Source organism: Lysinibacillus sp. Y5S-8 (assembly GCF_036894365.1).
GTDB classification, from domain to species: Bacteria; Bacillota; Bacilli; order Bacillales_A; family Planococcaceae; genus Lysinibacillus; species Lysinibacillus fusiformis_D.
On record NZ_CP145889.1, the window covers coordinates 4518932 to 4541835 of the forward strand.

The following is a 22904-nucleotide window of genomic DNA, read 5'->3' on the forward strand; positions in this document are numbered from 1 at the left end:
ATTATACATATTTCATTTATTTTTTTGCGCGTACTATCCAGTACCCTTTTTTCTTCTCGACAATATCGACTTCTGAAAATTTTTCTTCTAGGTAACTTACTGTCGATGGTGCTCCTTGTTTTTTCTGGATGACTACCCAAAGCTCACCCGAAGGCACTAGTCGATCATAAGCTCCATCGTAAAAGCGGAAAATCGTTTCCTTCCCTGCACGAATTGGTGGATTCGTTAAGATAGCTGCAGCTTCTACATCTGTATCAACCATCGATAGGCCGTCACTCACAAATATTCGCACATTTTGAACACCGTTCACTTGCGCATTTTTTTGCGAAAGTGTAACTGCGCGTTCATTTATATCCATCATATAAACGGTACGGTCTGGATTCGCTTTGGCAATCGATAATCCTATCGGCCCATATCCACAACCTACATCCAATATCGCACCATTAATATTAGGCATTTTAAAAGCGTCTATTAAAACACGGGATCCAAAATCTACTTCGCTTTTACTAAATACACCTGCATCCGTTTCAAACGAAAACGAATGCCCTAGTAACTTGAATGTCCAGTGACGAGGTTTACTCTCAGTTTGAGGCTTACTTGTATAATAATGATCTGACATTTTCATGCCTCCTCAGAATGAAGAAAAAAGCTCGCCAAAATGACGAGCTTTCCTTTTGTTAAAAAGTAATACGAGATTACTTAACTTCTACAGATGCGCCAACTTCTTCAAGTTTAGCTTTGATTTCTTCAGCTTCATCTTTAGAAACGCCTTCTTTAAGAGCTTTAGGAGCGTTATCTACTACTTCTTTAGCTTCTTTAAGACCTAAACCAGTGATTTCACGAACCACTTTGATTACTTTGATTTTTTCTGCACCAGCAGATGCTAATACTACGTCAAATTCAGTTTTTTCTTCAGCTGCAGCAGCACCGCCAGCAACTACTGCTACAGGAGCAGCAGCTGTTACACCGAATTCTTCTTCGATTGCTTTTACTAAATCGTTTAATTCAAGAACTGTCATAGCTTTGATAGCTTCTAAGATTTGCTCTTTATTCATTATAATTTCCTCCTAATTGGATAATGTTTTATTTTTTTTGCGATCAGGCCGCAGAAGTTTGAGTGCGTATTAAATTACGCGCCTTGTTCTTCTTTTTGTTCTGCAACAGCTTTTGTTGCAAGTGCGAAGTTACGCACTGGAGCTTGAAGTACAGATAAAAGCATAGAAAGTAGACCTTCGCGTGATGGAAGTTCTGCAAGTGCTTTAACATCTTCAACAGAAGAGATTGTACCTTCAATAATACCCGCTTTAATTTCTAAAGCTTCGTTTTTCTTAGCGAACTCGTTGATGATTTTAGCAGGCGCTACAACATCTTCATTTGAGAACGCAATTGCGTTAGGACCAACTAATACGTCGTTGATTCCTTCAAGACCAGCAGCCTCAGCAGCACGACGAGTTAAAGTATTTTTGTAAACTTTGAACTCAACGCCAGCTTCACGAAGTTGTTTACGAAGCTCAGTTACTTGTGCAACATTAAGACCACGGTAATCCACGACTACTACAGAAGCAGCGCCTTGGAATTTTTCAGTAATCTCTTGAACTTGTACTTGTTTGTTTTCGATTGCTTTGCTCATGATGACACCTCCTATTAGAATGGGTCATTTATACCGACAAAAGAAAAGCCTCTGGGTCAAATAGACGCAGAGGCTGAAAGTCATCATCTTTAAAATAAGAATCTGAATTCCGATGTCCTCGGTAGGATCATTAAGTGACAAGTCACCCCTACTGTCTACGGTACAAATGGATAATTCACAACAGCAACTATAATATCATGTATACTCACTGTCGTCAACACATATATATAAATTATTTTACTACTACGTTAGAAGCGTCAACTTTAATAGCTGGGCCCATTGTAGTTGTAACATTTACAGATTTCATGTAAGTACCTTTAGCTGCAGCAGGTTTTGCTTTTTGCACTACATCAAAAACAGCTAAGAAGTTTTCTACTAATTTTTCTGCTGAGAAAGAAACTTTACCGATAGGAGCGTGGATGATACCAGCTTTATCAGCACGGTATTCTACTTTACCAGCTTTGATTTCTTCGATCGCTTTTGTTACATCGAAAGTAACTGTACCAGTTTTAGGGTTTGGCATTAAACCTTTAGGTCCTAATACACGACCAAGTTTACCAACTTCGCCCATCATGTCAGGAGTTGCTACGATTACATCGAAATCAAACCAACCTTGTTGGATTTTTTGGATGTATTCTGCATCGCCTACATAGTCAGCACCAGCTGCTTCAGCTTCTTTAAGCTTCTCACCTTTTGCGAATACTAATACACGTTGAGTTTTACCAGTACCGTTTGGTAGCACTACTGCACCACGGATTTGTTGGTCGTTTTTACGAGTATCAATACCTAGACGGAAAGCAACTTCTACAGTAGCGTCGAAGTTAACTGTGCTAGTTTTTTGAGCAAGTTCGATTGCTTCTTGTGCACTATATAGTGAGTTACGATCAATTAATTTTACTGCATCTTGCAGTTTTTTACCTTTTTTAGCCATTATATATTTCCTCCTTGATTGTGGTTATAGCGGATTTTACCTCCCACGAATAAAGGTTGCGTGTTCACAAAGAAACTTCGCAACCTTCCAAAAAACAAAACATCAAGTAAATGGGATTAGTCTTCGATAACAATACCCATGCTTCGTGCAGTACCTTCAACCATTAACATAGCAGCTTCCACTGAAGCAGCGTTAAGGTCTGGCATTTTAGTTTCAGCGATTTCGCGAACTTTATCACGCTTAACCGTTGCCACTTTTTTACGATTTGGTTCACCAGATCCTGATTGGATACCAGCTGCCACTTTAAGTAACACTGCTGCAGGTGGAGTTTTTGTAATGAAAGTGAAAGAACGGTCCTCGAATACTGAAATTTCAACTGGAATAATAAGACCAGCTTGATCAGCAGTACGCGCATTGAATTCTTTACAGAATCCCATGATGTTCACACCCGCTTGACCTAATGCAGGACCAACCGGTGGAGCTGGGTTAGCTTTACCAGCAGGGATTTGAAGTTTTACAACTTTAATAACTTTTTTAGCCACGAGACACACCTCCTTAAGTCCGTGATGTGGTAATTGGGTTGCCCCTCCCACTCAATATCTGTCTGTCAGCTAAGTGCCGATAACATTAAAATTATCAATACAGACGTCAACTAAAAGTATGACAGTCTGACCTATGAAATGATACCACTTTTAATTTTTTTAAGCAAGTAGTAATTAACAAAATCTGCGAAACATCTACCAATTGACATGTTATAGATCAATTACTGGAACTATAATTTTTGAATTTGTTCGAAATCTAGCTCCATAATTGTTTCGCGACCAAACATATCAACCGACACTTTTATTTTTCCTTTTTCCGTGTCAATTTCCTCAACACGCCCTTGGAAATGAGCGAACGGCCCTTCTAATACTTCAACAGCCTCACCAACAGTTATATCAACTTCTACAACCTTATCAGTCATACCCATTTGTTGTAGTAGACGATCTGCTTCCTCTGGTAGTAAAGGTGTTGGTTTTGCTCCTCCACCTGATGAGCCGATAAAGCCAGTAACGCCTGGCGTATTTCGTACTACATACCAAGAATCGTCTGTCATAATTAACTCAACTAACACATAACCAGGGAAAACTTTACGCATCATCGTGCGCTTTTTCCCATCTTTCATTTCTGTTTCCTCGTGCTCAGGAACAATTACACGGAAGATTTTATCTTGCATTCCCATTGTTTCTACACGTTTTTCTAGGTTTGCTTTTACACGGTTTTCATACCCTGAATACGTATGAACAACATACCAATTTTTCTCCATAACTACTAGGACTCCTCGTCCGTCCCTCCCTTACAAATAAAAGTGAAAATGAATCGCGATATGCTAAACGCATTCTTACTCTTTTCACAAACATCTCATTAGAAAAATATAGCTTTCGCTAATAGCCAGCGAAAGCCCGATGATATATACCGAAACTAGCATAGTCATCAATCACTACTATCATACTCTCCTAGTAGCATCCTTATCATCATGAGCGTATTTTACTGACCTTCACTTCACCATGTTATCAAACCAATAGATAAAGTTTTCTGCTGAATGAAGATAAAACAAACGAAAAAACCCGTTATTACAATGGACGGGCTATTTCAAAAATATGCTATTTACTAAATTATAAATCTAAGTACCAGCGGAATAATGATGAAACACCTAAGTCAACTAATACAAAAAATAAAGCCATAATGACAACAGTTGAAATTACAACGACTGTATATTTCGTTAGTTCTTTACTTTTTGGCCAGCTTGTTTTGCGCATTTCAGACATTACATCACTTAAAAAGCCTTTGATCTTGCCCATTCTAGCTTAACCTCCGAATCAATCATATCTGTCTATTTACATATCATTTTATAGCGTTTGTTTATGCATTGTATGTTCATTGCAATGCGAGCAAAATTTCTTTAATTCGAGACGTACAGTTGAACCTTCTTTAGCTGGGAACGTGTAATTTCTCGACCCGCATTTCTCGCAATTTAGCACGACTTTTTTTGCCATATACTCACCTTTTTCGGCACTTTGTCTTTTTAAGACTAACACCTATATTTGTCAATGTCAATAAAGGCCTATATGGACTAAGACATTTCCTCAAGGACCAAATGTCGCTCTAATTTGCGCTTGACCCGCTGCAATGCATTATCAATCGATTTCACATGGCGATTTAATTTCTCAGAAATTTCATGATAAGACTGACCATCTAGATATAAAGCTAAAACTTGTAGTTCTAATTCACTTAAAATCTCACTCATCTTTTCTTCTAAATAGCCGAACTCTTCTCTATGAATCATCAATTCTTCTGGATCGTCCATAATAGCACCTGTTAGCACATCCATTAGCGTTCGGTCTGATTCTTCATCAAATATAGGCTTGTCCAAAGAGATATAGGAGTTTAGTGGAATATGCTTTTGCCTAGTAGCTGTTTTAATCGCCGTGATGATCTGCCTTGTAATACACAGCTCTGCAAAAGCCCTAAAAGAAGCCAGTTTATCGCCTTTAAAATCACGGATCGCTTTATATAAACCGATCATACCCTCTTGCACGATGTCTTCCTTATCTGCTCCAATTAAAAAATAGGACCTTGCCTTCGCTCTTACTAACAAACGGTATTTCGTAATTAAGTAATCCAACGCATCTGTATTACCTTGATGCACCATTTCAATAAGTTCTTCATCATTGAATCGTTCAAAATCTTGTGTCACTTGTACAATGCTATTTTTAAACATGGTATCACCTCAGCCACAACAGATAATTAGGAACAGTATAACGGAATTGGAAAATATGCGTCAATCTATCATTTCAATCCTCGTCGCCATTTTTCAAAAGCAAGTGCAACATCTGGCTTTAATTCTATACGAGAAGGCGGCTTACTTTCTTGTTTGCGCCTCACGTCATGTGAAATTTTATGTTGGATAATGCTTGTATCAATTTCTAACTCTCTAGCCGATTTCCTTAGAGCACCATTACCAAAGATAACGCTTTGCTCTGCCATATCGGACGTTGCTACATGTATCTGTACATTTCTAGCCTTTAGTTCACGCGTCATTTTTTCTATTCGTTCATCTGCTGTTTCATTTTTACGGGTATAAATGACTTCTACATCATTTTCTATATAAGATTGCTCAACTCCTGGTACAAGATGTGCGTCAAAAACGATAATTACGCGCCAGTCCATAGCCGCTTTATATTCAGCCATAACTTCTATCAGCTTTCTGCGCGCATCCTCAAAATTTGTATCACGCAATGGCCGCAGCTCTTTCCAAGATCCAATCATATTATAGCCATCAACAAGCAAAATGTTTTTCATTGTTACTCATTCGCTTCTTGACGTTTACGATACACTTCATACATTAAAAGCGCTGCAGCAACTGATGCGTTTAATGATGTGACATGCCCAACCATTGGTAAGTGATATAAAAAATCGCATTTTTCTTTTAATAAACGACCCATTCCCTTGCCCTCACTACCAATAATGATGGCTAACGGTAATGTGGCATCCATTTTTCGATAATCCACCGAGCCCTTCGCATCTGTACCAGCGATCCATACACCTCGTTCTTTTAATTCATCAACCGTTTGAGCAAGATTATTCACACGTACAACTGGAACATGTTCAATAGCACCTGTGGATGCTTTTGCTACTACAGCTGTTAAACTAACAGATCGACGCTTTGGAATAATAATACCATGTGCTCCGATAGCATCAGCCGTTCGCATAATAGACCCTAGATTATGAGGATCCTCTAGCTCGTCTAAAATTAGGAAAAAAGGATCTTCCTGTTTATTGGCTGCAGCTGCAAATAAATCCTCAAGTTCAGCATACTTATAAGCGGCAACAGATGCAACAATTCCTTGATGATTAGCACTCGATAATTGATCGACTTTCTTTTTTGGGACAAACTGAACTATTACACCACGTTCTCGGGCTAAATCTAGCAATTCATTCACACCAGATTTTTTGACACCTTCTGCAATCCATACTTTATTCATATCGCGGCCTGAACGAAGTGCTTCTAACACTGGGTTTTTACCGGCAATAATTTCACCATTTTGTTCTGCCATTATTTAGACACTCCCTTTGATTCCTCGATTATTTGAATAGCATATGCAATGATTTCATACACGCGTTCTAGTTCATTTAATAAATATAAACTACCAAGCACTGCCTCAAAGCCTGAGCTATTACGATAGGTTTGGACATCTGTATTTTTTGGTACAGAGCCGGATTTGGCATTGCGTCCACGACGGAACACAGCCAATTCCTCCTCTGTTAAATAATTTTCATCCATCATGCGATGAACGATCATAGATTGCGCTTTTGCTGAAACATAACGAGTTGCCTCTCGATGCAGCGTATTCGGCTTTACACGGCCAGAACGTAGCAAATGCTCACGTATTTTTTGTTCTAATACGGCATCCCCCATATAGGCTAATGCCAGCGCATTTAATTGCTTAACATCTTCATTGCGAAGTTTATCCAACTTTATTACCCTCGTTTCCATCTAGTTCCTTGTCGTGTATCTTCTAAAATGATACCCTGGGCTTGCAAATGGTCACGGATCTCATCAGAACGAGCAAAATCACGGTTTTTACGTGCCTCTACGCGCTCTTGTAGCAATGCTTCAATTTCTTCGTCTAATAGCTCTTCTTCTTTTACAAATTCAATACCTAAGACGTCGCCTACTACTTCAAAAGTTTCCATAAATGTTTCTAAAACTTTCTTGCAAGTATTTGCTTCATTTAAGTAAATATTAGCAATACGTGCTACCTCGAATAATACTGAAATAGCGTTTGCAGTATTAAAGTCATCATCCATTGCCTCTTCAAACTGTGCTTTTTGTTCAGCAATTTTGCTCAGCCATTCTTCAGAGTGATCACCTAAGCTTGCTGTAGTTGTAAGACGATGCTTCACATTATTGTAAGCTGTACGAATGCGTTCTAAGCCCGTTGCAGCAGCTTCTACTAAATCTTTAGCAAAGTTAATTGGGTGACGATAATGAACCGATAGCATAAAGAAACGTAGTATCTGTGGATCAATTTGTTTACGAATATCATTAACAAGAATGAAATTGCCAAGAGATTTAGACATCTTTTCATTATCGATATTAATATACCCGTTATGCATCCAATAACGTGCAAATGTTTTATCGTTATGTGCTTCTGATTGAGCAATTTCATTTTCATGGTGAGGGAAAGTTAAATCTTGCCCACCAGCATGAATATCAATAGTATCTCCTAAATGCTCACGAGCCATTACAGAACATTCAATATGCCAGCCTGGACGACCATCTCCCCATGGACTTTCCCAGAAGATCTCACCCGGCTTCGCAGCTTTCCATAAAGCAAAATCTAATGCATCATCTTTTTTCTCGCCTGCTTCAATACGAGCACCGATTTTTAAATCGTCTACTGATTGATGCGATAATTTACCATAACCATCAAACTTACGTGTGCGATAATACACATCCCCAGCAGATTCATAAGCATAGCCTTTATCAATTAATACTTGAATAAATTGAATGATATCGTCCATATGCTCTGTTACACGTGGATGAACATCCGCTTTTTTGCACCCTAGTGCTGTAACATCCTCAAAGTACGCAGCAATAAAGCGCTCTGTTAATTCATGCACTTCTTCGCCTAACTCATTTGCTGCCTTAATGATTTTATCGTCTACATCCGTAAAATTGGATACGAATTTTACATCATAGCCTTTATATTGAAAATAACGGCGAACTGTATCATACACAATGACAGGACGTGAATTTCCAATATGGATATAGTTATAAACAGTCGGACCGCAAACATACATTTTAACTTTTCCTTCTTCCAGCGGTACGAAGGTTTCCTTTTGTCTTGTTAATGAGTTAAATATTTGAATACTCATTGTGTTTCTCTCTCCTTTTGTAAGCGTTCGATTTCCTGCTGCAATTCAGTGATTTGCTTCTCGAAAACTTGACAACGTTCTTCCACAGGATCAGGTATATTTTGATGATCTAGTTTTTTCTCTAGACGAACTCCATCCTTAATTACTATTTTACCAGGAATACCGACAACTGTAGCGTTTGGCGGTACTTCTTTTAAAACAACTGATCCCGCACCAATTTTACTATTCTCACCAATTGTGATAGACCCTAATACTTTCGCGCCCGTTGCAACAAGCACATTGTCCTCTAACGTAGGATGTCGTTTTCCTTTTTCTTTCCCTGTACCACCTAATGTTACACCTTGATACAAAGTAACATTATTACCAATTTCGCATGTTTCACCAATGACAACACCCATACCATGGTCTATAAAGAAACGACGACCAATTTTTGCACCTGGGTGAATTTCGATTCCCGTAAAGAAACGGCTAATTTGCGAAATGGCACGAGCTATAAAATAAAAACGTCTTTTAAAGAACCAATGCGCCACTCGATGCGCCCATGTCGCATGCAAACCAGAATAGGTTAACACCACTTCAAATACACTACGCGCTGCTGGATCATTCTCAAAAATTGTTTCCACATCTTCCTTCATTCTTTTAAACACAAAAACTCCCCCTTTTCATGTTGGTCTTGCTCAAATCCTTTGAAATCCTACACACTAAAACGATAGCAATTGCCAATTTCCTTCAGATTCCCTGCGTAGATGATGTGGTATTGACGCCTCCTTGTAAATTAATGAAGCCTGCATCATTGCCTTTTTCTAAAAAATAAAAAGCGCCCCTATCATTCCCAAAAGGGAATGACAGAGACGCTTAAAATGCGTGGTTCCACTCTGTTTGAAGGCAAAGATGCCTTCCACTCTGGACGTTCTTTAACGGGAACGACTCGATAAAGCCTACTATAGTTCAGCTCTATGCTCAAAGGTGCATTTCAGTTTTGCCTGGGCTCAGACCACTTTCAGCCGGTGATGGTCCTCTCTTAAGAGCATGCGCCACTTACTTCTCCTTATCAACGCTTTTTCAATGTAAATACATTTTACAACGAAAGAATGAATTGTCAATAAATTTCTCTTTATTGGGCAAATTTTTCTACGCGGTCAATTGTTTTCTCTTTACCAATTAAACAAATCGCATTTGGTAACTCTGGTCCATGCGTTTCACCTGTTGTTACAACACGAATTGGCATAAATAGATTTTTACCTTTATGACCTGTTGCTTTTTGCACAGCTTTAATAGCAGCTTTTACTGCATCTGGTGTAAATTCTTCTAATTGCTCAAGCTCTGCTTTAAATGCTGCCATTACTTCAGGCACTTGCTCTCCCGCTAAAACCTCTTTTGCTTCTTCATCATATTCAATATGGTCGTTAAAGAATAGGCTAGATAACTCCACAATCTCTGCCCCAAAGCTCATTTGATCGTGATAAAGTGCGATTAAATCCGTCGCCCATGCATATTGCTCTGCCGTAAGTTCTTCAGGTAATAGCTCTGCTTTTTGCAAGTGTGGTAAAGACAATGCTACGACTTCTTCTAAAGATAGTTTTTTAATATATTGATTATTCATCCATGTCAGCTTTTGCTTATCGAACATAGATGGTGATTTAGAAAGACGTTTTTCATCAAAGATTTTAATAAACTCTTCTTTCGAGAAGATCTCTTCTTCCCCTTCTGGAGACCATCCAAGTAGCGCAAAGAAGTTGAACATTGCTTCAGGAAGATATCCTAAATCTTTATATTGCGTGACAAATTGAATAATTGATTCATCACGTTTAGATAGCTTTTTACGATTTTCATTAATAATTAATGTCATATGACCGAAGCGTGGATATTCCCAGCCAAATGCATCAAAAATCATCATTTGTTTTGGCGTATTCGATAAATGCTCTTCTCCACGGAAAACATGCGAGATTTCCATAAAGTGATCGTCTAGCACAACCGCATAGTTATATGTTGGAATACCATTTGCTTTTACAAGTACCCAATCACCAATGTCTTTAGATTCAAATGTAACTGGTCCACGAACTAAATCTTCAAACTCATAAGTTACATTTTCAGGAACACGCATACGGATTGTATATGGCTCGCCCGCTGCTTCTTTAGCTGCGACTTCCTCTGCTGATAATTGACGACATGTCCCATCGTAAGTAGGGGCCGCTACACCCCTTGCTTTTTGTTCTTCACGTGATGCTTCAAGCTTTTCTGATGAACAGAAACATTTGTAAGCAACACCTTGTTCTAATAATTTCTCAGCGTGCTCTTTGTAAATATCAAGACGTTCCATTTGACGATAAGGCGCATAAGGTCCACCAATATCAATGGACTCATCATATTCAATACCTAACCATTTTAGGTTATCTAGCTGAGATGCTTCTCCGCCCTCTACATTACGTTCAATATCCGTATCTTCAATACGTACAATGAATTTACCGTTATGATGTTTTGCATATAAATAATTGAATAATGCTGTACGCGCTCCACCGATATGTAAAAAACCTGTTGGAGATGGCGCGTAACGAACGCGAACTTCTTTCGTCATATTAAAAGCCTCCTAAATTTTCGATCAAAAAATTGACTTTGTTCATTTTACCACTCTGTTACAGGAAATAAAAGCGGAGTTAATCCGCATTTATTTCTTCATCAATAGAATTGTGGCCATAGCCGCTATACCTTCCTCACGACCTGTAAAACCTAAACGTTCAGTTGTCGTTGCCTTTACATTGACTTGAGACGGCTCTGCATGAAGCAATTCAGCGATGCGATTTTGCATCTGTTCAATATAAGGCGCCATTTTGGGACGCTGTGCCATAATTGTACAATCTACATTCCCTAACACATAGCCTTTGTCCTCAACAATTTTCCAAATATACGCTAATAGTTTTGCTGAATCAGCGTCTTTAAAGGCTGGGTCCGTATCTGGAAAATGGCGGCCGATGTCTCCTTCTCCAATTGCCCCTAGAGCTGCATCCGTAACCGTGTGTAAAAGAACATCTGCATCAGAATGCCCTACTAGCCCTTTTTCATGCGGAATCGTGATACCGCCAATAATTAATGGACGACCTTCTTCAAATGCATGTACGTCAAAACCTTGTCCAATTCGAAACATATGATAGAGAGACTACTTTAGCAAAACATGTGGATCAAACAAGCTCCTTGCCTGCTGTAATCGCAGTCTCATTCACCTTCTTTCACTTTTATATTTACTCACTATTATACCCTCACATTTTAACATATTTCCTAGGAAATTGAGCTGATAGCAAATAGTGAGCATTTCCCTCACTTACATCTCAGCATAAGTTTGCGTCTTGCTCTATAAACATTGGTTAAATCAAGATAAAATCCCATTAGCAACAATCGCCAATGAGATTTTTAAATTACTATTCGTTTATTTGCAATGCTCGTTTACGTAAAATAGCTTCACCAAATATTAAATCTTCCTGTGTCGTCATTTTGACATTTTCATAGCTACTTTCGACAATATGCACTGCATGACCCAAGCGTTCAACTAACATAGCTTCATCTGTACCAAGAAAGCCCACCTTCTCAGCAACATCCTCTGCCTCCACAATTAAATCAAATTGGAAGGCTTGTGGCGTTTGAATCATCCATAAGCTATCACGATCGACTGTTTCTTCGATAATACCATTACGAACCTTTTTCATTGTATCCTTCGCTCGAACCCCCGCAATAGCTGCACCAAACTCATGAGCACTTTGTACAAGGCTAGCGATAATATCATGTGTAATAAAAGGCCGAGCTGCATCGTGGACAAGCACAATATCTACCTGCTGCATCTCTTTCATACATGAATGAACGGAATGCTGTCGCTCAGCACCGCCATCAGGTAAGCCCTTCACTTTTGTAATCTCAAATTGCTCTAGCAATTCTTGAATATAAGTACGTTCTTCTGGTTTTACAGCCAGCCAAATACCAGTGCAAAAAGGATCTTGTTGAAACACTTCTAGCGTGTGGATCAGAATAGGCTTCTCTAAAAGTTTTAAAAACAATTTATTTTGTCCCGCACCCATGCGTTTTCCGCTTCCTGCCGCAGGTAGTACTACTTCATATTGCATTTTTCCACATCCTAATCGTCCTTCGGCTTGGCAAATATCATTCGACCCGCTGATGTTTGCAGCACACTCGTTACTGTCACAGTAATGGCCTGTCCGATATAACTACGGCCACCTTCAACAACAATCATTGTTCCATCATCTAAATAGGCAACCCCTTGATTATGCTCTTTACCATCCTTGATGACCACAACCTGCATGTCTTCACCTGGGATTACAACAGGCTTCACCGCATTCGCTAAATCATTAATATTTAATACTTTCACATGATGGAGCTCACAGACTTTATTCAAGTTAAAATCATTTGTGACAATCTGTGTGTCATTCCCCATTTTCTTTGCAAGACGTACAAGCTTTAAATCCACCTCTTGTACATCCTCAAAATCTTCATCCGTAATTTCAACTTTTGTCTTACGTTCATCTTGTAATTTTCTTAAAATATCTAATCCACGACGTCCTCTTGTACGTTTTAACGTATCGGAAGAATCGGCAATATGCTGCAGCTCTGTAAGGACAAATTGAGGTACGACTAAGACTCCTTCTATGAAGCCAGTTCCAGAAATATCAGCAATACGACCATCAATAATAACGCTCGTATCTAACAGCTTATAACTCCCTCGTATTTCTTGAATTTCAGCACCTTCAGCAGCCTTTTTCTTTGTATTATTACTACGTAAAGTAAAAAGCTGTATTAATTCATCTCTTTTTCTAAAACCTAAACGGAACCCTAAATAACCTAATACAAATGACAGAATAATAGGGAGTACTTCTGTAATTACAGGGAATTGCACACTATCGATGGCGAAGCCTAAAAAATAAGCTACAATCAGTCCCATGATTAAACCAAGCGTACCAAAAAATAAATCACCGATAGGCACCTTAAACAGGACCTCTTCCATCCAGCTAATGAGCTTCACAAAATAATCGGAAAATGCAAAAGACAGTGTAAATAGTAAAAGCGCGCCTAATGCTACTGATACATAAGGATTATCTAGCCAAGGATTAGATGATAAATGAAGCAATTCGTATAATGGCGGTAAGAAAACAAGGCCCAATGCTCCCCCAATCAGTAAAAAGGCAATTTGAACAAATTTTTTCACAAGCTGTCACCTCCTATTGTTAGTTAAGATTATACATAGTTTACTGTAGAAAATCCTTCATGAGCTCATCAAATTATCATTATTTTTGATGTTCATTCACAGGGATAAATCATTTAGACATCATTCTTTCCAACCTCTATCTTACTGTGTTTTCGATGACACTCTTGCATGACTTTATCTTGCTATTATCTAGGACGCCTATCCCCTTACTTGAGTTTCCGATTTTAATGTTAAAAATGACGGAAAATGCATGTCAGAATGGTATCCAACATGCACAATTTCCCTTTACAACTCTCTAAAGCATGCATTTAATGCATCTTTGATCGTTTCTACTCCAACTATTTCTATTCCCTGTGGAAAATCCCAACCACCAATATTGGAGGCAGGTATGAAAGCTCTTTTAAACCCAAGCTTTGCCGCTTCAATAACACGCTGTTCAATCCGTGATACTCGACGTACCTCACCTGTCAGCCCTACTTCACCAATAAAGCAGTCCGTTGCTCGCACAGCTTGATCTTTAAAGCTTGAGACAATACTTGTCAACACCGCTAAATCAATTGCTGGCTCATCCAATTTGACACCACCAGCAACTTTAATATATGCGTCCTGGGCTTGTAGCATGAGACCCATCCGTTTTTCTAGCACTGCCATTAGCAATTGCACTCGGTTTTGATCGACACCCGTTGCCATGCGTTTAGGGTAATTGAAGCTTGTAGGTGTTACTAAAGATTGAATTTCGACAAGGATGGGTCTTGTCCCCTCCATTGATGCAACAATAGTGGAACCCGCTGCTCCTTGTGACCGCTCCTGCAAAAATAATTCAGAAGGATTCAGCACTTCCTTTAATCCCCCTTGAAGCATTTCAAATATCGCAATTTCATTGGTAGAGCCGAAGCGGTTTTTTTGGCTGCGTAGAATACGATGATTATGATGTCTTTCTCCTTCAAAATATAACACTGTATCAACCATATGCTCTAAAATACGAGGTCCGGCAATTTGCCCCTCTTTCGTTACATGCCCGACCAAGAAAATAGCAATGCCTTTTGTCTTGGCGATTCGCATCAGCTCTGCCGTACATTCACGAACTTGCGATACACTACCTGGTGCACTTGTTACTTCTGGATGAAAGACGGTTTGTATGGAATCGACAATGACAAATTTCGGTTGTACTTCATCAATGGTTTGGTTTAAAAATTCGAGATTCGTCTCGGAATATATGTAAAGCTCTTGAGAAACCACTCCTAGACGCTCTGCTCGTAATTTTGTTTGACGAATGGATTCCTCTCCAGAAATATAGAGCACACGATGCCCTTTATTCGAAAGTAATGCTGAAACTTGTAGTAATAGTGTAGATTTCCCAATCCCCGGATCTCCCCCGATTAATACGAGCGAACCGGGTACAATACCACCACCCAATACGCGATTCAGTTCGCCCATTTCCGTCGCTACACGGGATTCTTCAGTCGCTTCGACCTGAATGATTGGGAGAGCCTTTTGGGTAACTGTAGCAGAATGCTGGAATGCTCCTCGTGGTCCTTTTGCGACCATCTCAACTTCTTCCACCATCTTATTCCATTCCCCACACCCTGGACATCTTCCCATCCATTTTGCAGTTTCATAGCCACAGCCTGAACATACAAACTTTGTTTTTTTCTTTGCCAAATTGCTTTCACCTCGAATATTTGTTCTTATCATTAATTGTACAGAAAAAAAGACAGCTTGGCACTTAAAGCCTCGCTGTCTTTGCATAAAATTATTTAGAGATGGATACACCCTCTTTTTTCTTTACAATAAACTCACCGTCTACATAATCAATGATAACCTGATTACCCTTCTCTACATTACCTTTCAGCAATTCTTCTGATAATCGATCCTCTACTTGTTTTTGTAATGCACGGCGTAACGGACGAGCACCATATTGAGGGTCATAGCCTTCCTCAGCAATTTTCTCAAGTGCTGCATCAGTTAGCTCCAACGAAATATCTTGCTCTTTTAAGCGTTTTGTTAGTGCATTGCCCATCATTGCAATGATTTCTTTTAAATGCTCTTTATCTAATGCGTGGAAGACAATCATTTCATCGATACGGTTTAAGAACTCTGGACGGAATGCTTTTTTCAATTCTTCTAGCATCGTACCCTTCATATCTTTATGCTTAGATTCTGCTCCACCTACATTGAAACCAAGGCTCTTTTGATATTTTAAAGCATCGGCACCAACGTTTGAAGTCATAATGACTACTGTATTACGGAAGTCTACTACACGGCCCTTAGAATCTGTTAAACGGCCATCTTCAAGAACTTGCAGTAGAATATTGAAAACATCTGGATGTGCTTTTTCAATTTCATCTAATAATACGACCGAGTATGGTTTACGGCGAACCTTTTCAGTCAATTGACCACCATCATCAAAGCCCACATAGCCTGGAGGTGAACCTACTAAACGAGAAGTCGAATGTTTCTCCATGTACTCAGACATATCGACACGAATCATCGCATCTTCATCGCCAAACATCACTTCAGCAAGTGCTCTTGCCAACTCTGTTTTACCAACACCTGTAGGTCCTAAGAAAATGAATGAGCCGATTGGTCGTTTTGGATCTTTTAAGCCTGCTCTTGCACGACGGATCGCACGAGAAATCGCTTCTACCGCTTCTCCTTGCCCTACTACACGTTTGTGTAACTCTTCTTCAAGTTGTAATAACTTCGAAGATTCCTCGGAAGCAATTTTAGCTACTGGGATTCCTGTCCACATTGATACAACCGCTGCAACATCATCCACAGTCACTTTAGATTCCGCTTTGCCTTGCTCTTCTTTCCAATTTTTTCGTGTAGCTTCAATTTCATCTTTCAGCTTTTGCTCTGTATCTCTTAGAGAGGCAGCCTTTTCAAATTCTTGGCCTGATACGGCTGCATTTTTTTCAGAGCGCACATTTTCAAGTTTATCTTCAAGTGCCTTTAAGTTTGGTGGCACTGCAAATGAACGTAAGCGGACTTTGGAACCTGCCTCGTCGATTAAGTCAATTGCTTTATCTGGTAGGAATCGGTCTGAAATATATCTGTCACTCATTTTAGCCGCTGCTTCAATCGCTTCATCTGTAATTTTTACACGGTGATGCGCTTCATAACGGTCACGTAAGCCTTGAATAATTAGAATCGCTTCTTCCACTGTTGGTTCATCCACTTGGATTGGTTGGAAGCGACGCTCTAATGCTGCATCCTTTTCAATATATTTGCGGTACTCGTCTAATGTTGTTGCACCAATACATTGAAGCTCACCGCGTGCTAAAGATGGTTTTAAAATATTGGAGGCATCAATTGCACCTTCTGCACCACCTGCACCGATTAATGTATGCAATTCATCGATGAATAAAATGATGTTGCCAGCTTGGCGAATTTCATCCATCACCTTTTTCAAACGATCTTCAAATTCACCACGATATTTAGTACCTGCAACAACCGTCCCCATATCTAAAGTCATGACACGTTTGTCACGTAGGATTTCTGGTACTTCATTATGGATAATTTGCTGTGCTAACCCTTCAGCAATCGCTGTTTTACCAACACCTGGCTCACCAATCAATACAGGGTTATTTTTCGTACGACGCGATAACACTTCAATCACACGTGTAATTTCCTTGCTTCGACCAATAACAGGGTCCAATGTGCCTTCACGTGCAATTTGTGTTAAATCACGTGCTAGGCTATCTAAAGTTGGGGTATTGGCAGCTTGAGCTGCTTGTTGCCCAGATTGTGCATTATCGTTGTTACCTAATAGCAATAATACTTGCTGACGTGCTTTATTTAAGCCGACACCCGCATTGTTTAAGACGCGAGCTGCCACGCCTTCACCTTCACGAATAAGCGCTAATAATAAGTGCTCTGTGCCGATATACGAGTGACCTAATTTACGTGATTCATCCACAGATAGTTCAATTACTTTCTTAGCTCTTGGCGTATAGTGAACAATTGGGCCGACATCTTCTTTACCTTTACCAACTAATTCCTCAATACCAGCTTCAATCATTTGAGGACTAATATCAATGGCTTCTAACGCTTTCGCAGCAATACCGCCGCCTTCACGTATAAGCCCTAATAGAATGTGCTCTGTTCCAATAGATTCGTGCTTCCAACGAATAGCCTCTTCCTGAGCAAGCTGTAATACTTTTTGCGCGCGTTGTGTAAAACGATTAAACATCATATAAATCCTCTCCTTTTTCCCCATTTATAGGCTTATTCGCATATTCTTGAGATAATGCCTCACGGAGCATTTCCGCTCGGACACGATCCCGTTCAGCAGGGGGCAGTGCCTCACCTGCATAGTGCTGTAAAAAACCTGGTTGCATACTAACAACACATTCATTTAAGGTTGTTGCTTGAATCCCATCAATTAACTGTAGATCTACTCCTAAACGAACATTAGATAGACAGGTAGCGGCTTCCTCACTTGTTAGAATTCTCGCATGTGTAAGGGTACCTAAAGCCCGATATACTCTATCTTCTAGAGCAAGCTCTGCCTTTTCCATCAACTTCCCTCTTGCGTGTCGCTCTTTTTGGATAATCTTTTCAGCGACACTTTGTATGTCTGCTAAAATGTCTTCTTCTGTCTTCCCAAGTGTAATTTGATTCGACACTTGATAAACATTTCCTAAATTTTCGCTGCCTTCCCCATATATACCTCTTACAGTCATTCCTAAGCGAGTCATGGCATTAATAATTTGATTCATTTGCCCGGTTAATGTCAGTGCGGGTAGATGCATCATGACCGATGCGCGAAGACCCGTGCCAATATTCGTCGGACAACTTGTTAAATAGCCAAAAGTATCTCGAAAGGCATACGGTAATACTTTCTCTAGGATACGATCAATTTTATTTGCTTGTTCATAGGCACTTTGAAGTTGAAAGCTTGCTGTCATACATTGAATGCGTAAATGATCCTCTTCATTCACCATAATGCTAACGGATTCATCTTCAGAAAGAAGTATGGAGCCTACTTGCTCTTTTTTAGCCAGCTGTGGACTAATCAAATGCTTTTCTACAAGAATTTGACGCTGTAGAGGCGTTAAATCCTTAATAGCAAAATAAGCATAATCATTTTGAAGCGTTGGGCTATCACTTATTGCATGTGTAACTGCCTGTTCCACCTGCAATGCCTCATTCTCTGAGAAAGCTAATGGAAATCGATAGCCATCTAAATTTCGAGCAAGGCGAATACGTGTACTAATGACAATATCTGAATAATCATCCTTGATATGCATCCACGTTGGGGTCGCACGCTCTAAAAATGAATCAATCATCATGACACATCACCACCTTCAAATTGTAGATGCTTCTCTAGCTCTTTAACTTCATCACGAAGCTTCGCCGCCTCCTCAAATTGTTCTTCAGCTACAGCGGCCTTCATACGCTTGCGGATATCCTCTATTTGCTTTTTAATGACATACACATTACTGCGAGCACCAGGCATTTTACCAATGTGTTGGGGGCCTGCCTGTATGCGATTAAAGAGCTTAGGCAAATGCTCACTAAAGGTGTCATAACAGCTCGGGCATCCAAATTTACCTTCTTTTAAAAATTGTTTATACGAAAATCCACATTGTGGGCATGTTTGCTGTTGTGGTTGAACTTGTTGTTTTTCTCCCACCTTTTGCCATGTAGGCGAGCCGAACCAGTTCGACAATAGCTGTTGAATAGACACTGGCTCTTGTTTAAACTCTGCATGAAATGGATGGAACTGTGAGGCGCAGACGTCACAATAATGGTGCTCCACCTTTTGCCCATTTTGAACTTGTGTTACTGTAACTGTCGCATTACGTTGCTTACAATGTTCGCATATCATTTCCATCACCTCACTATTTTTGCTGTTCATATTTGATTGTTGTCAGCATTGCTCGCAAGATCTTTGCTCGAATAGTATCTCTTAAAGGGAGATGTAAATCGATTGTGGAGCGATCAATTGCTGCTAACATTAATTTCGCTTCTCGTTTTGAAATTACCTGCTCATCGATGAGCCGATATACTAAATCTTCTGCCATCGTTTGAGATGCTCCACCTTCTATTTGTCTGAGAACATCGTCGATTAAATCAATCTGTGAATGCGCGCGGACACGTAAAATTCGTATGTACCCACCACCACCACGTTTGCTCTCAACAAGGTAACCTCGCTCGGCAGTAAATCTTGTATTAATTACATAATTTATTTGTGATGGCACACATTGAAATTTATCAGCAATCTCACTCCGTTTAATTTCAATATGCCCTTCTCCACCTAATTCAAGTACTTGCTTTAAGTAACCTTCTATGATGTCTGATATATTACGCATTTTAGGAATACACCTCGCTTGCTTCACTGACTTTGACTATCTTTGACTTTCTTTTAGTATATTATACAAAACGCTTCAAAAAAATTGCAATGATTTCGCCCATAGAAAAGTGAAAAGTCTTAAAGTGCCTATTTTAGTACGAAAAACAGTGCTTTTTCAGTCAAATCTGCACGGGTTATAATTTGCTCATATACCTAATGTACCCTTATTAGTCATAGAAAAAACGCAAGCATATGCAACTAGCATATACTTGCGTCTATGAAAATTATACCCAACGACCAACAATTGGATAACGCCAAGGCTCATCAGACAATGCTTTTACGATACCGATAATTGGTACAACAAATAACATGATGCCGAAAATGATTAAAAACGGTAACCCAATAAGAACAAAACTTAAAACAACTGAGATAGCGATTAAAATACCCATAACAATTTGGAAGAGCAATGCTTGAATAGAAATCGCCTTCACTTCCTCATCCGAACTAATTAAGAAGAAAATAATAGGTACTAACCATGGCGCAAAAAATGCACTTGCGTGTATGATTACTTTAGACCATTTAGTCTCCATATATATCAACCCTTTCTTTGTACTTTGTCTATGTTTTATGTACTACTATTTACGGAACTATACCCGTAATAGTTTCACATTAAATAAGATTTATTAAATTTTTTTTGGAAGGCTGTGATGAGAGATGGAATTTAACAACACATTAGCAAACGAATATGAAAAGGGTATTCGTCGTACATTGCCAAGCTATGATGCCATGCTACGTTTAATACAAACCTTTTATCATTCTATACTCCCAGATAAAGCTGATATGTTAATTGTCGGTGCAGGAAGCGGCAATGAAATTTTACAGCTTGCAGATGGAAGGTCCGACTGGTCATTCACAGGTATTGATCCATCAGAGTCCATGCTCAGCATAGCAAAGGAACGTCTACACGCTCTACCCAATACACTGTCTTTCCACCAAGGAACAATACTAGATACTCAATTACCCTCCATAAAATACGATGCAGCAAGTTGTGTTCTCGTTCTGCATTTTATTCTGGGTTATGAAGAAAAGCTATCTACATTAGAAGAAATCGCAAGACATTTAAAGCCTGGAGCACCGTTTGTCCTTGTCTCAAAATATGGTCAGCCCGGCTCTTTAGAAACTGAACTACAATTTGATTTATGGCGTTCCTATTGGCTACAACATACAAAGCTTTCTGCATCTGATGTAGCAGAGATGGAAAAATCCATTCGCTCCCTTTCGTTTATGCGTGAAGAGGATATTTTAACACTGCTACAAAAGGCGGGCTTTACAAAACCTTCTAGATTTTTTGCCACTACTTTATTTGCTGGTTGGGTATGCTTTAAAGAGGGGCACTAAATAAAATTTTGTAGTAAATAATTTGAGGTGAAAACCGTGATAAGCACCATTGGTATTACAAAACAACAACAATTACTAAAAGATTTTCCATTGGAAGTTATACATCAGCAAGAATTTGAATGGTATTGGGTTGATTTTAATTGCCCTACAGCCGAAGAAGAATCATTATTAGATACATTTTTCCATTTCCATCCGCTTGCTATTGAAGATTGCTTAATGCGATTACAGCGCCCAAAGCTCGATTTCTATGATGATTTTCATTTCTTTGTTATTCATCGAGTAAATGAAGAGAACCTTGCTGCAGAAGAGGTTAATATTTTTGCCTCCAATAAATTTATTGTGACGTTCCATAAAAACCCTGTTCCTGAAATAGATAAGGTACAAAAGATACTAGCAAGCCAACCAAAAAATTGGGAACGGGGGACGGTTTATTTAACATATCAAACAATTGATAAAATCGTGGATAGCTATTTCCCTCTTGTTTATAAAATTGAAGATCATCTTAATGCACTTGAAGGCGAACTTACATACCAAAGCAACGTAAATGCCATGAAGATTGTCTTCGAATTCCGTAGCGATTTGCTTGACCTTAGACGCACTATTTTACCGATGCGAGATCTTTTATATCGAATTCTTAATTCTTACCGTTTTTCTTTAAACAAATCAGAAAGAGCTTATTTCGGGGATATATACGACCATCTCATTAAACTAACTGAAATGGTTGAATCCAATCGAGAACTGACAGCGGATATGCGTGATAACTATATGGCTATGAGCTCAAGTCGCATGAACGGCATTATGATGACTTTAACCATTGTATCAACTATCTTTATTCCACTTACTTTTATTGCTGGTGTATATGGCATGAACTTTGATAACATGCCTGAGCTTCATGGCCATTACAGCTATTTTATTGTACTAGGCTCTATGATTATTATTGCGATCTTTATGCTAGCTATCTTTAAACATAAAGGCTGGTTTAAATTATTTAAACCATAAAAAAAGCTGCTCGTTTTGTCATGAAACGAGCAGTCTCCTTTTTCAAGAAGTTAATAGGGTCCCCTATCATCAATTTTATTATCACCTTGCTGCGGAAATAAAAAGTATGCTAATACGCCTGATCCCAAAGTTGCACAGATTGTAATTAATAATTGCTCAACAGAGGGTACCTCAGCATAATAGTTTCGTAACATATAAACAGAGCCAATTGCGACAATAACCATGACTGGGATGACAAATTTAAAACGCTTTTTCTCCATATAATACCTCCTCTAATCCTTTTTTACATACAGTCTCTATCTTGCTAAACAGTTCGTATTTTACAGGTTTCCTATTTTAAATTCAAATTTACTTCGCTTCACTAATTGAACTGACAATTAAGTAAAAAAATAAAGAAATAACCAAATTTTTAACCAAATATTCAGCAAATAATAGTAAAATAGATTTAATACCAATTATTTATCAAATTTACAAACCTAACAAATTTCAAAAGGCTTTTTTACTTACAATTTATTAT

The 22904-nt window shown here is 39.0% G+C and carries 27 protein-coding genes and 2 other annotated features; of the genes, 2 read left to right on the forward strand and 25 right to left on the reverse strand.

Translation table 11 applies throughout. The annotated features are described in order from the left end of the window. Positions 1 to 16: 16 nt before the first annotated feature. The 24 genes from V6670_RS22200 to V6670_RS22315 form a co-directional block, all read right to left on the reverse strand. A complete protein-coding gene (locus V6670_RS22200) occupies positions 17 to 619 on the reverse strand; it encodes a class I SAM-dependent methyltransferase (RefSeq protein ID WP_058845123.1) in 603 nt (200 codons plus the stop codon). 76 nt (positions 620 to 695) lie between these two features. Then, on the reverse strand, positions 696 to 1055 hold the full coding sequence (gene rplL, locus V6670_RS22205) for a 50S ribosomal protein L7/L12 (protein ID WP_004233598.1): 360 nt from the start codon (positions 1053 to 1055) through the stop codon (positions 696 to 698). Positions 1056 to 1129: 74 nt separating this feature from the next. Continuing rightward, complete coding sequence (rplJ, locus tag V6670_RS22210) at positions 1130 to 1630, reverse strand: 50S ribosomal protein L10 (RefSeq protein ID WP_004233596.1); 501 nt, start codon at positions 1628 to 1630, stop codon at positions 1130 to 1132. A 32-nt stretch (positions 1631 to 1662) separates the two neighbouring features. After that, positions 1663 to 1809: a sequence feature (ribosomal protein L10 leader region), on the reverse strand. Positions 1810 to 1862: 53 nt separating this feature from the next. Next, positions 1863 to 2561 carry a 50S ribosomal protein L1 gene (gene rplA, locus V6670_RS22215; protein WP_036123728.1) on the reverse strand — a complete coding sequence of 233 codons (699 nt, stop codon included), beginning with the start codon at positions 2559 to 2561 and terminating at the stop codon, positions 1863 to 1865. A gap of 116 nt (positions 2562 to 2677) precedes the next feature. Then, positions 2678 to 3103 (reverse strand): 50S ribosomal protein L11, encoded by a 426-nt coding sequence (rplK, locus tag V6670_RS22220; RefSeq protein WP_004233593.1) that lies wholly within the window; start codon positions 3101 to 3103, stop codon positions 2678 to 2680. A 230-nt stretch (positions 3104 to 3333) separates the two neighbouring features. Then, entirely contained in the window at positions 3334 to 3867 is a 534-nt protein-coding gene (gene nusG, locus V6670_RS22225; RefSeq protein WP_036123731.1) for a transcription termination/antitermination protein NusG, read from the reverse strand. Positions 3868 to 4216: 349 nt separating this feature from the next. Next, positions 4217 to 4402: a preprotein translocase subunit SecE gene (secE, locus tag V6670_RS22230; RefSeq protein WP_036123733.1), complete on the reverse strand. Its 186-nt coding sequence runs from the start codon at positions 4400 to 4402 to the stop codon at positions 4217 to 4219. 48 nt (positions 4403 to 4450) lie between these two features. Then, the gene (gene rpmG, locus V6670_RS22235) at positions 4451 to 4597 is read right to left on the reverse strand and encodes a 50S ribosomal protein L33 (RefSeq protein WP_004233588.1); all 147 of its coding nucleotides are present in this window, start codon (positions 4595 to 4597) and stop codon (positions 4451 to 4453) included. A 77-nt stretch (positions 4598 to 4674) separates the two neighbouring features. Further along, positions 4675 to 5322: an RNA polymerase sporulation sigma factor SigH gene (sigH, locus tag V6670_RS22240; RefSeq protein ID WP_036123738.1), complete on the reverse strand. Its 648-nt coding sequence runs from the start codon at positions 5320 to 5322 to the stop codon at positions 4675 to 4677. Positions 5323 to 5390: 68 nt separating this feature from the next. Next, the gene (locus V6670_RS22245) at positions 5391 to 5903 is read right to left on the reverse strand and encodes an NYN domain-containing protein (protein ID WP_141904517.1); all 513 of its coding nucleotides are present in this window, start codon (positions 5901 to 5903) and stop codon (positions 5391 to 5393) included. Between the two features lie 2 nt (positions 5904 to 5905). Continuing rightward, on the reverse strand, positions 5906 to 6658 hold the full coding sequence (gene rlmB / locus V6670_RS22250; protein ID WP_036123745.1) for a 23S rRNA (guanosine(2251)-2'-O)-methyltransferase RlmB: 753 nt from the start codon (positions 6656 to 6658) through the stop codon (positions 5906 to 5908). After that, entirely contained in the window at positions 6658 to 7077 is a 420-nt protein-coding gene (locus tag V6670_RS22255; RefSeq protein WP_089933406.1) for a Mini-ribonuclease 3, read from the reverse strand. The genes rlmB and V6670_RS22255 overlap by 1 nt, the downstream gene beginning before the upstream one ends. A gap of 5 nt (positions 7078 to 7082) precedes the next feature. Then, positions 7083 to 8483 (reverse strand): cysteine--tRNA ligase, encoded by a 1401-nt coding sequence (gene cysS / locus V6670_RS22260; protein ID WP_058845124.1) that lies wholly within the window; start codon positions 8481 to 8483, stop codon positions 7083 to 7085. Further along, positions 8480 to 9130: a serine O-acetyltransferase EpsC gene (gene epsC, locus V6670_RS22265; RefSeq protein ID WP_036123753.1), complete on the reverse strand. Its 651-nt coding sequence runs from the start codon at positions 9128 to 9130 to the stop codon at positions 8480 to 8482. The genes cysS and epsC overlap by 4 nt, the downstream gene beginning before the upstream one ends. Positions 9131 to 9327: 197 nt before the next feature. After that, positions 9328 to 9547: a binding site (T-box leader), on the reverse strand. Between the two features lie 50 nt (positions 9548 to 9597). Beyond that, the gene (gene gltX, locus V6670_RS22270; RefSeq protein ID WP_141904518.1) at positions 9598 to 11058 is read right to left on the reverse strand and encodes a glutamate--tRNA ligase; all 1461 of its coding nucleotides are present in this window, start codon (positions 11056 to 11058) and stop codon (positions 9598 to 9600) included. Positions 11059 to 11148: 90 nt separating this feature from the next. Further along, on the reverse strand, positions 11149 to 11625 hold the full coding sequence (ispF, locus tag V6670_RS22275; RefSeq protein ID WP_036123777.1) for a 2-C-methyl-D-erythritol 2,4-cyclodiphosphate synthase: 477 nt from the start codon (positions 11623 to 11625) through the stop codon (positions 11149 to 11151). A gap of 271 nt (positions 11626 to 11896) precedes the next feature. Beyond that, entirely contained in the window at positions 11897 to 12592 is a 696-nt protein-coding gene (gene ispD, locus V6670_RS22280; protein WP_089933395.1) for a 2-C-methyl-D-erythritol 4-phosphate cytidylyltransferase, read from the reverse strand. 11 nt (positions 12593 to 12603) lie between these two features. Further along, positions 12604 to 13689, reverse strand: a complete 1086-nt coding sequence (locus V6670_RS22285) for a PIN/TRAM domain-containing protein (RefSeq protein WP_036123784.1) — start codon at positions 13687 to 13689, stop codon at positions 12604 to 12606. A 285-nt stretch (positions 13690 to 13974) separates the two neighbouring features. Further along, a complete protein-coding gene (gene radA / locus V6670_RS22290; protein ID WP_036123854.1) occupies positions 13975 to 15351 on the reverse strand; it encodes a DNA repair protein RadA in 1377 nt (458 codons plus the stop codon). 91 nt (positions 15352 to 15442) lie between these two features. Further along, the gene (locus V6670_RS22295; RefSeq protein ID WP_036123786.1) at positions 15443 to 17887 is read right to left on the reverse strand and encodes an ATP-dependent Clp protease ATP-binding subunit; all 2445 of its coding nucleotides are present in this window, start codon (positions 17885 to 17887) and stop codon (positions 15443 to 15445) included. Continuing rightward, on the reverse strand, positions 17877 to 18986 hold the full coding sequence (locus V6670_RS22300; protein ID WP_089933389.1) for a protein arginine kinase: 1110 nt from the start codon (positions 18984 to 18986) through the stop codon (positions 17877 to 17879). The genes V6670_RS22295 and V6670_RS22300 overlap by 11 nt, the downstream gene beginning before the upstream one ends. After that, the gene (locus V6670_RS22305; protein ID WP_036123855.1) at positions 18983 to 19525 is read right to left on the reverse strand and encodes a UvrB/UvrC motif-containing protein; all 543 of its coding nucleotides are present in this window, start codon (positions 19523 to 19525) and stop codon (positions 18983 to 18985) included. Before V6670_RS22305 ends, V6670_RS22300 begins: the two co-directional genes overlap by 4 nt. Positions 19526 to 19538: 13 nt before the next feature. Next, positions 19539 to 20009 carry a CtsR family transcriptional regulator gene (locus V6670_RS22310; RefSeq protein WP_058845128.1) on the reverse strand — a complete coding sequence of 157 codons (471 nt, stop codon included), beginning with the start codon at positions 20007 to 20009 and terminating at the stop codon, positions 19539 to 19541. Positions 20010 to 20274: 265 nt separating this feature from the next. After that, positions 20275 to 20580 carry a DUF4870 domain-containing protein gene (locus V6670_RS22315; protein WP_036123796.1) on the reverse strand — a complete coding sequence of 102 codons (306 nt, stop codon included), beginning with the start codon at positions 20578 to 20580 and terminating at the stop codon, positions 20275 to 20277. Between the two features lie 124 nt (positions 20581 to 20704). Here V6670_RS22315 and V6670_RS22320 point away from each other — a divergent pair, with 124 nt between their 5' ends. Together V6670_RS22320 and corA are read left to right on the forward strand one after the other, a co-directional pair. Continuing rightward, entirely contained in the window at positions 20705 to 21388 is a 684-nt protein-coding gene (locus tag V6670_RS22320) for a class I SAM-dependent methyltransferase (protein ID WP_141904519.1), read from the forward strand. Positions 21389 to 21424: 36 nt separating this feature from the next. Next, positions 21425 to 22387: a magnesium/cobalt transporter CorA gene (gene corA, locus V6670_RS22325; protein ID WP_338654727.1), complete on the forward strand. Its 963-nt coding sequence runs from the start codon at positions 21425 to 21427 to the stop codon at positions 22385 to 22387. Positions 22388 to 22437: 50 nt separating this feature from the next. On the opposite strand, the gene V6670_RS22330 is transcribed toward corA, so the two are convergent. Further along, positions 22438 to 22647, reverse strand: coding sequence for a hypothetical protein (locus tag V6670_RS22330; RefSeq protein WP_141904521.1), 210 nt, complete (start codon positions 22645 to 22647; stop codon positions 22438 to 22440). Between the last annotated feature and the right edge of the window lie 257 nt (positions 22648 to 22904).

Excerpts from the sequence above, each read along its gene's own strand:
- V6670_RS22295 (WP_036123786.1), bottom strand. The coding sequence starts at position 17,887 with ATGATGTTTAATCGTTTTACACAACGCGCGCAAAAAGTATTACAGCTT.
- rplL (WP_004233598.1), bottom strand. The coding sequence starts at position 1,055 with ATGAATAAAGAGCAAATCTTAGAAGCTATCAAAGCTATGACAGTTCTT.
- ispF (WP_036123777.1), bottom strand. The coding sequence starts at position 11,625 with ATGTTTCGAATTGGACAAGGTTTTGACGTACATGCATTTGAAGAAGGT.
- V6670_RS22200 (WP_058845123.1), bottom strand. The coding sequence starts at position 619 with ATGTCAGATCATTATTATACAAGTAAGCCTCAAACTGAGAGTAAACCT.
- ispD (WP_089933395.1), bottom strand. The coding sequence starts at position 12,592 with ATGCAATATGAAGTAGTACTACCTGCGGCAGGAAGCGGAAAACGCATG.
- sigH (WP_036123738.1), bottom strand. The coding sequence starts at position 5,322 with ATGTTTAAAAATAGCATTGTACAAGTGACACAAGATTTTGAACGATTC.
- rpmG (WP_004233588.1), bottom strand. The coding sequence starts at position 4,597 with ATGGCAAAAAAAGTCGTGCTAAATTGCGAGAAATGCGGGTCGAGAAAT.
- rlmB (WP_036123745.1), bottom strand. The coding sequence starts at position 6,658 with ATGGCAGAACAAAATGGTGAAATTATTGCCGGTAAAAACCCAGTGTTA.
- rplJ (WP_004233596.1), bottom strand. The coding sequence starts at position 1,630 with ATGAGCAAAGCAATCGAAAACAAACAAGTACAAGTTCAAGAGATTACT.
- gltX (WP_141904518.1), bottom strand. The coding sequence starts at position 11,058 with ATGACGAAAGAAGTTCGCGTTCGTTACGCGCCATCTCCAACAGGTTTT.
- cysS (WP_058845124.1), bottom strand. The coding sequence starts at position 8,483 with ATGAGTATTCAAATATTTAACTCATTAACAAGACAAAAGGAAACCTTC.
- V6670_RS22320 (WP_141904519.1), top strand. The coding sequence starts at position 20,705 with ATGGAATTTAACAACACATTAGCAAACGAATATGAAAAGGGTATTCGT.
- V6670_RS22330 (WP_141904521.1), bottom strand. The coding sequence starts at position 22,647 with ATGGAGAAAAAGCGTTTTAAATTTGTCATCCCAGTCATGGTTATTGTC.
- V6670_RS22305 (WP_036123855.1), bottom strand. The coding sequence starts at position 19,525 with ATGATATGCGAACATTGTAAGCAACGTAATGCGACAGTTACAGTAACA.
- V6670_RS22315 (WP_036123796.1), bottom strand. The coding sequence starts at position 20,580 with ATGGAGACTAAATGGTCTAAAGTAATCATACACGCAAGTGCATTTTTT.
- V6670_RS22310 (WP_058845128.1), bottom strand. The coding sequence starts at position 20,009 with ATGCGTAATATATCAGACATCATAGAAGGTTACTTAAAGCAAGTACTT.
- rplA (WP_036123728.1), bottom strand. The coding sequence starts at position 2,561 with ATGGCTAAAAAAGGTAAAAAACTGCAAGATGCAGTAAAATTAATTGAT.
- nusG (WP_036123731.1), bottom strand. The coding sequence starts at position 3,867 with ATGGAGAAAAATTGGTATGTTGTTCATACGTATTCAGGGTATGAAAAC.
- secE (WP_036123733.1), bottom strand. The coding sequence starts at position 4,402 with ATGGGCAAGATCAAAGGCTTTTTAAGTGATGTAATGTCTGAAATGCGC.
- V6670_RS22300 (WP_089933389.1), bottom strand. The coding sequence starts at position 18,986 with ATGATGATTGATTCATTTTTAGAGCGTGCGACCCCAACGTGGATGCAT.
- V6670_RS22245 (WP_141904517.1), bottom strand. The coding sequence starts at position 5,903 with ATGAAAAACATTTTGCTTGTTGATGGCTATAATATGATTGGATCTTGG.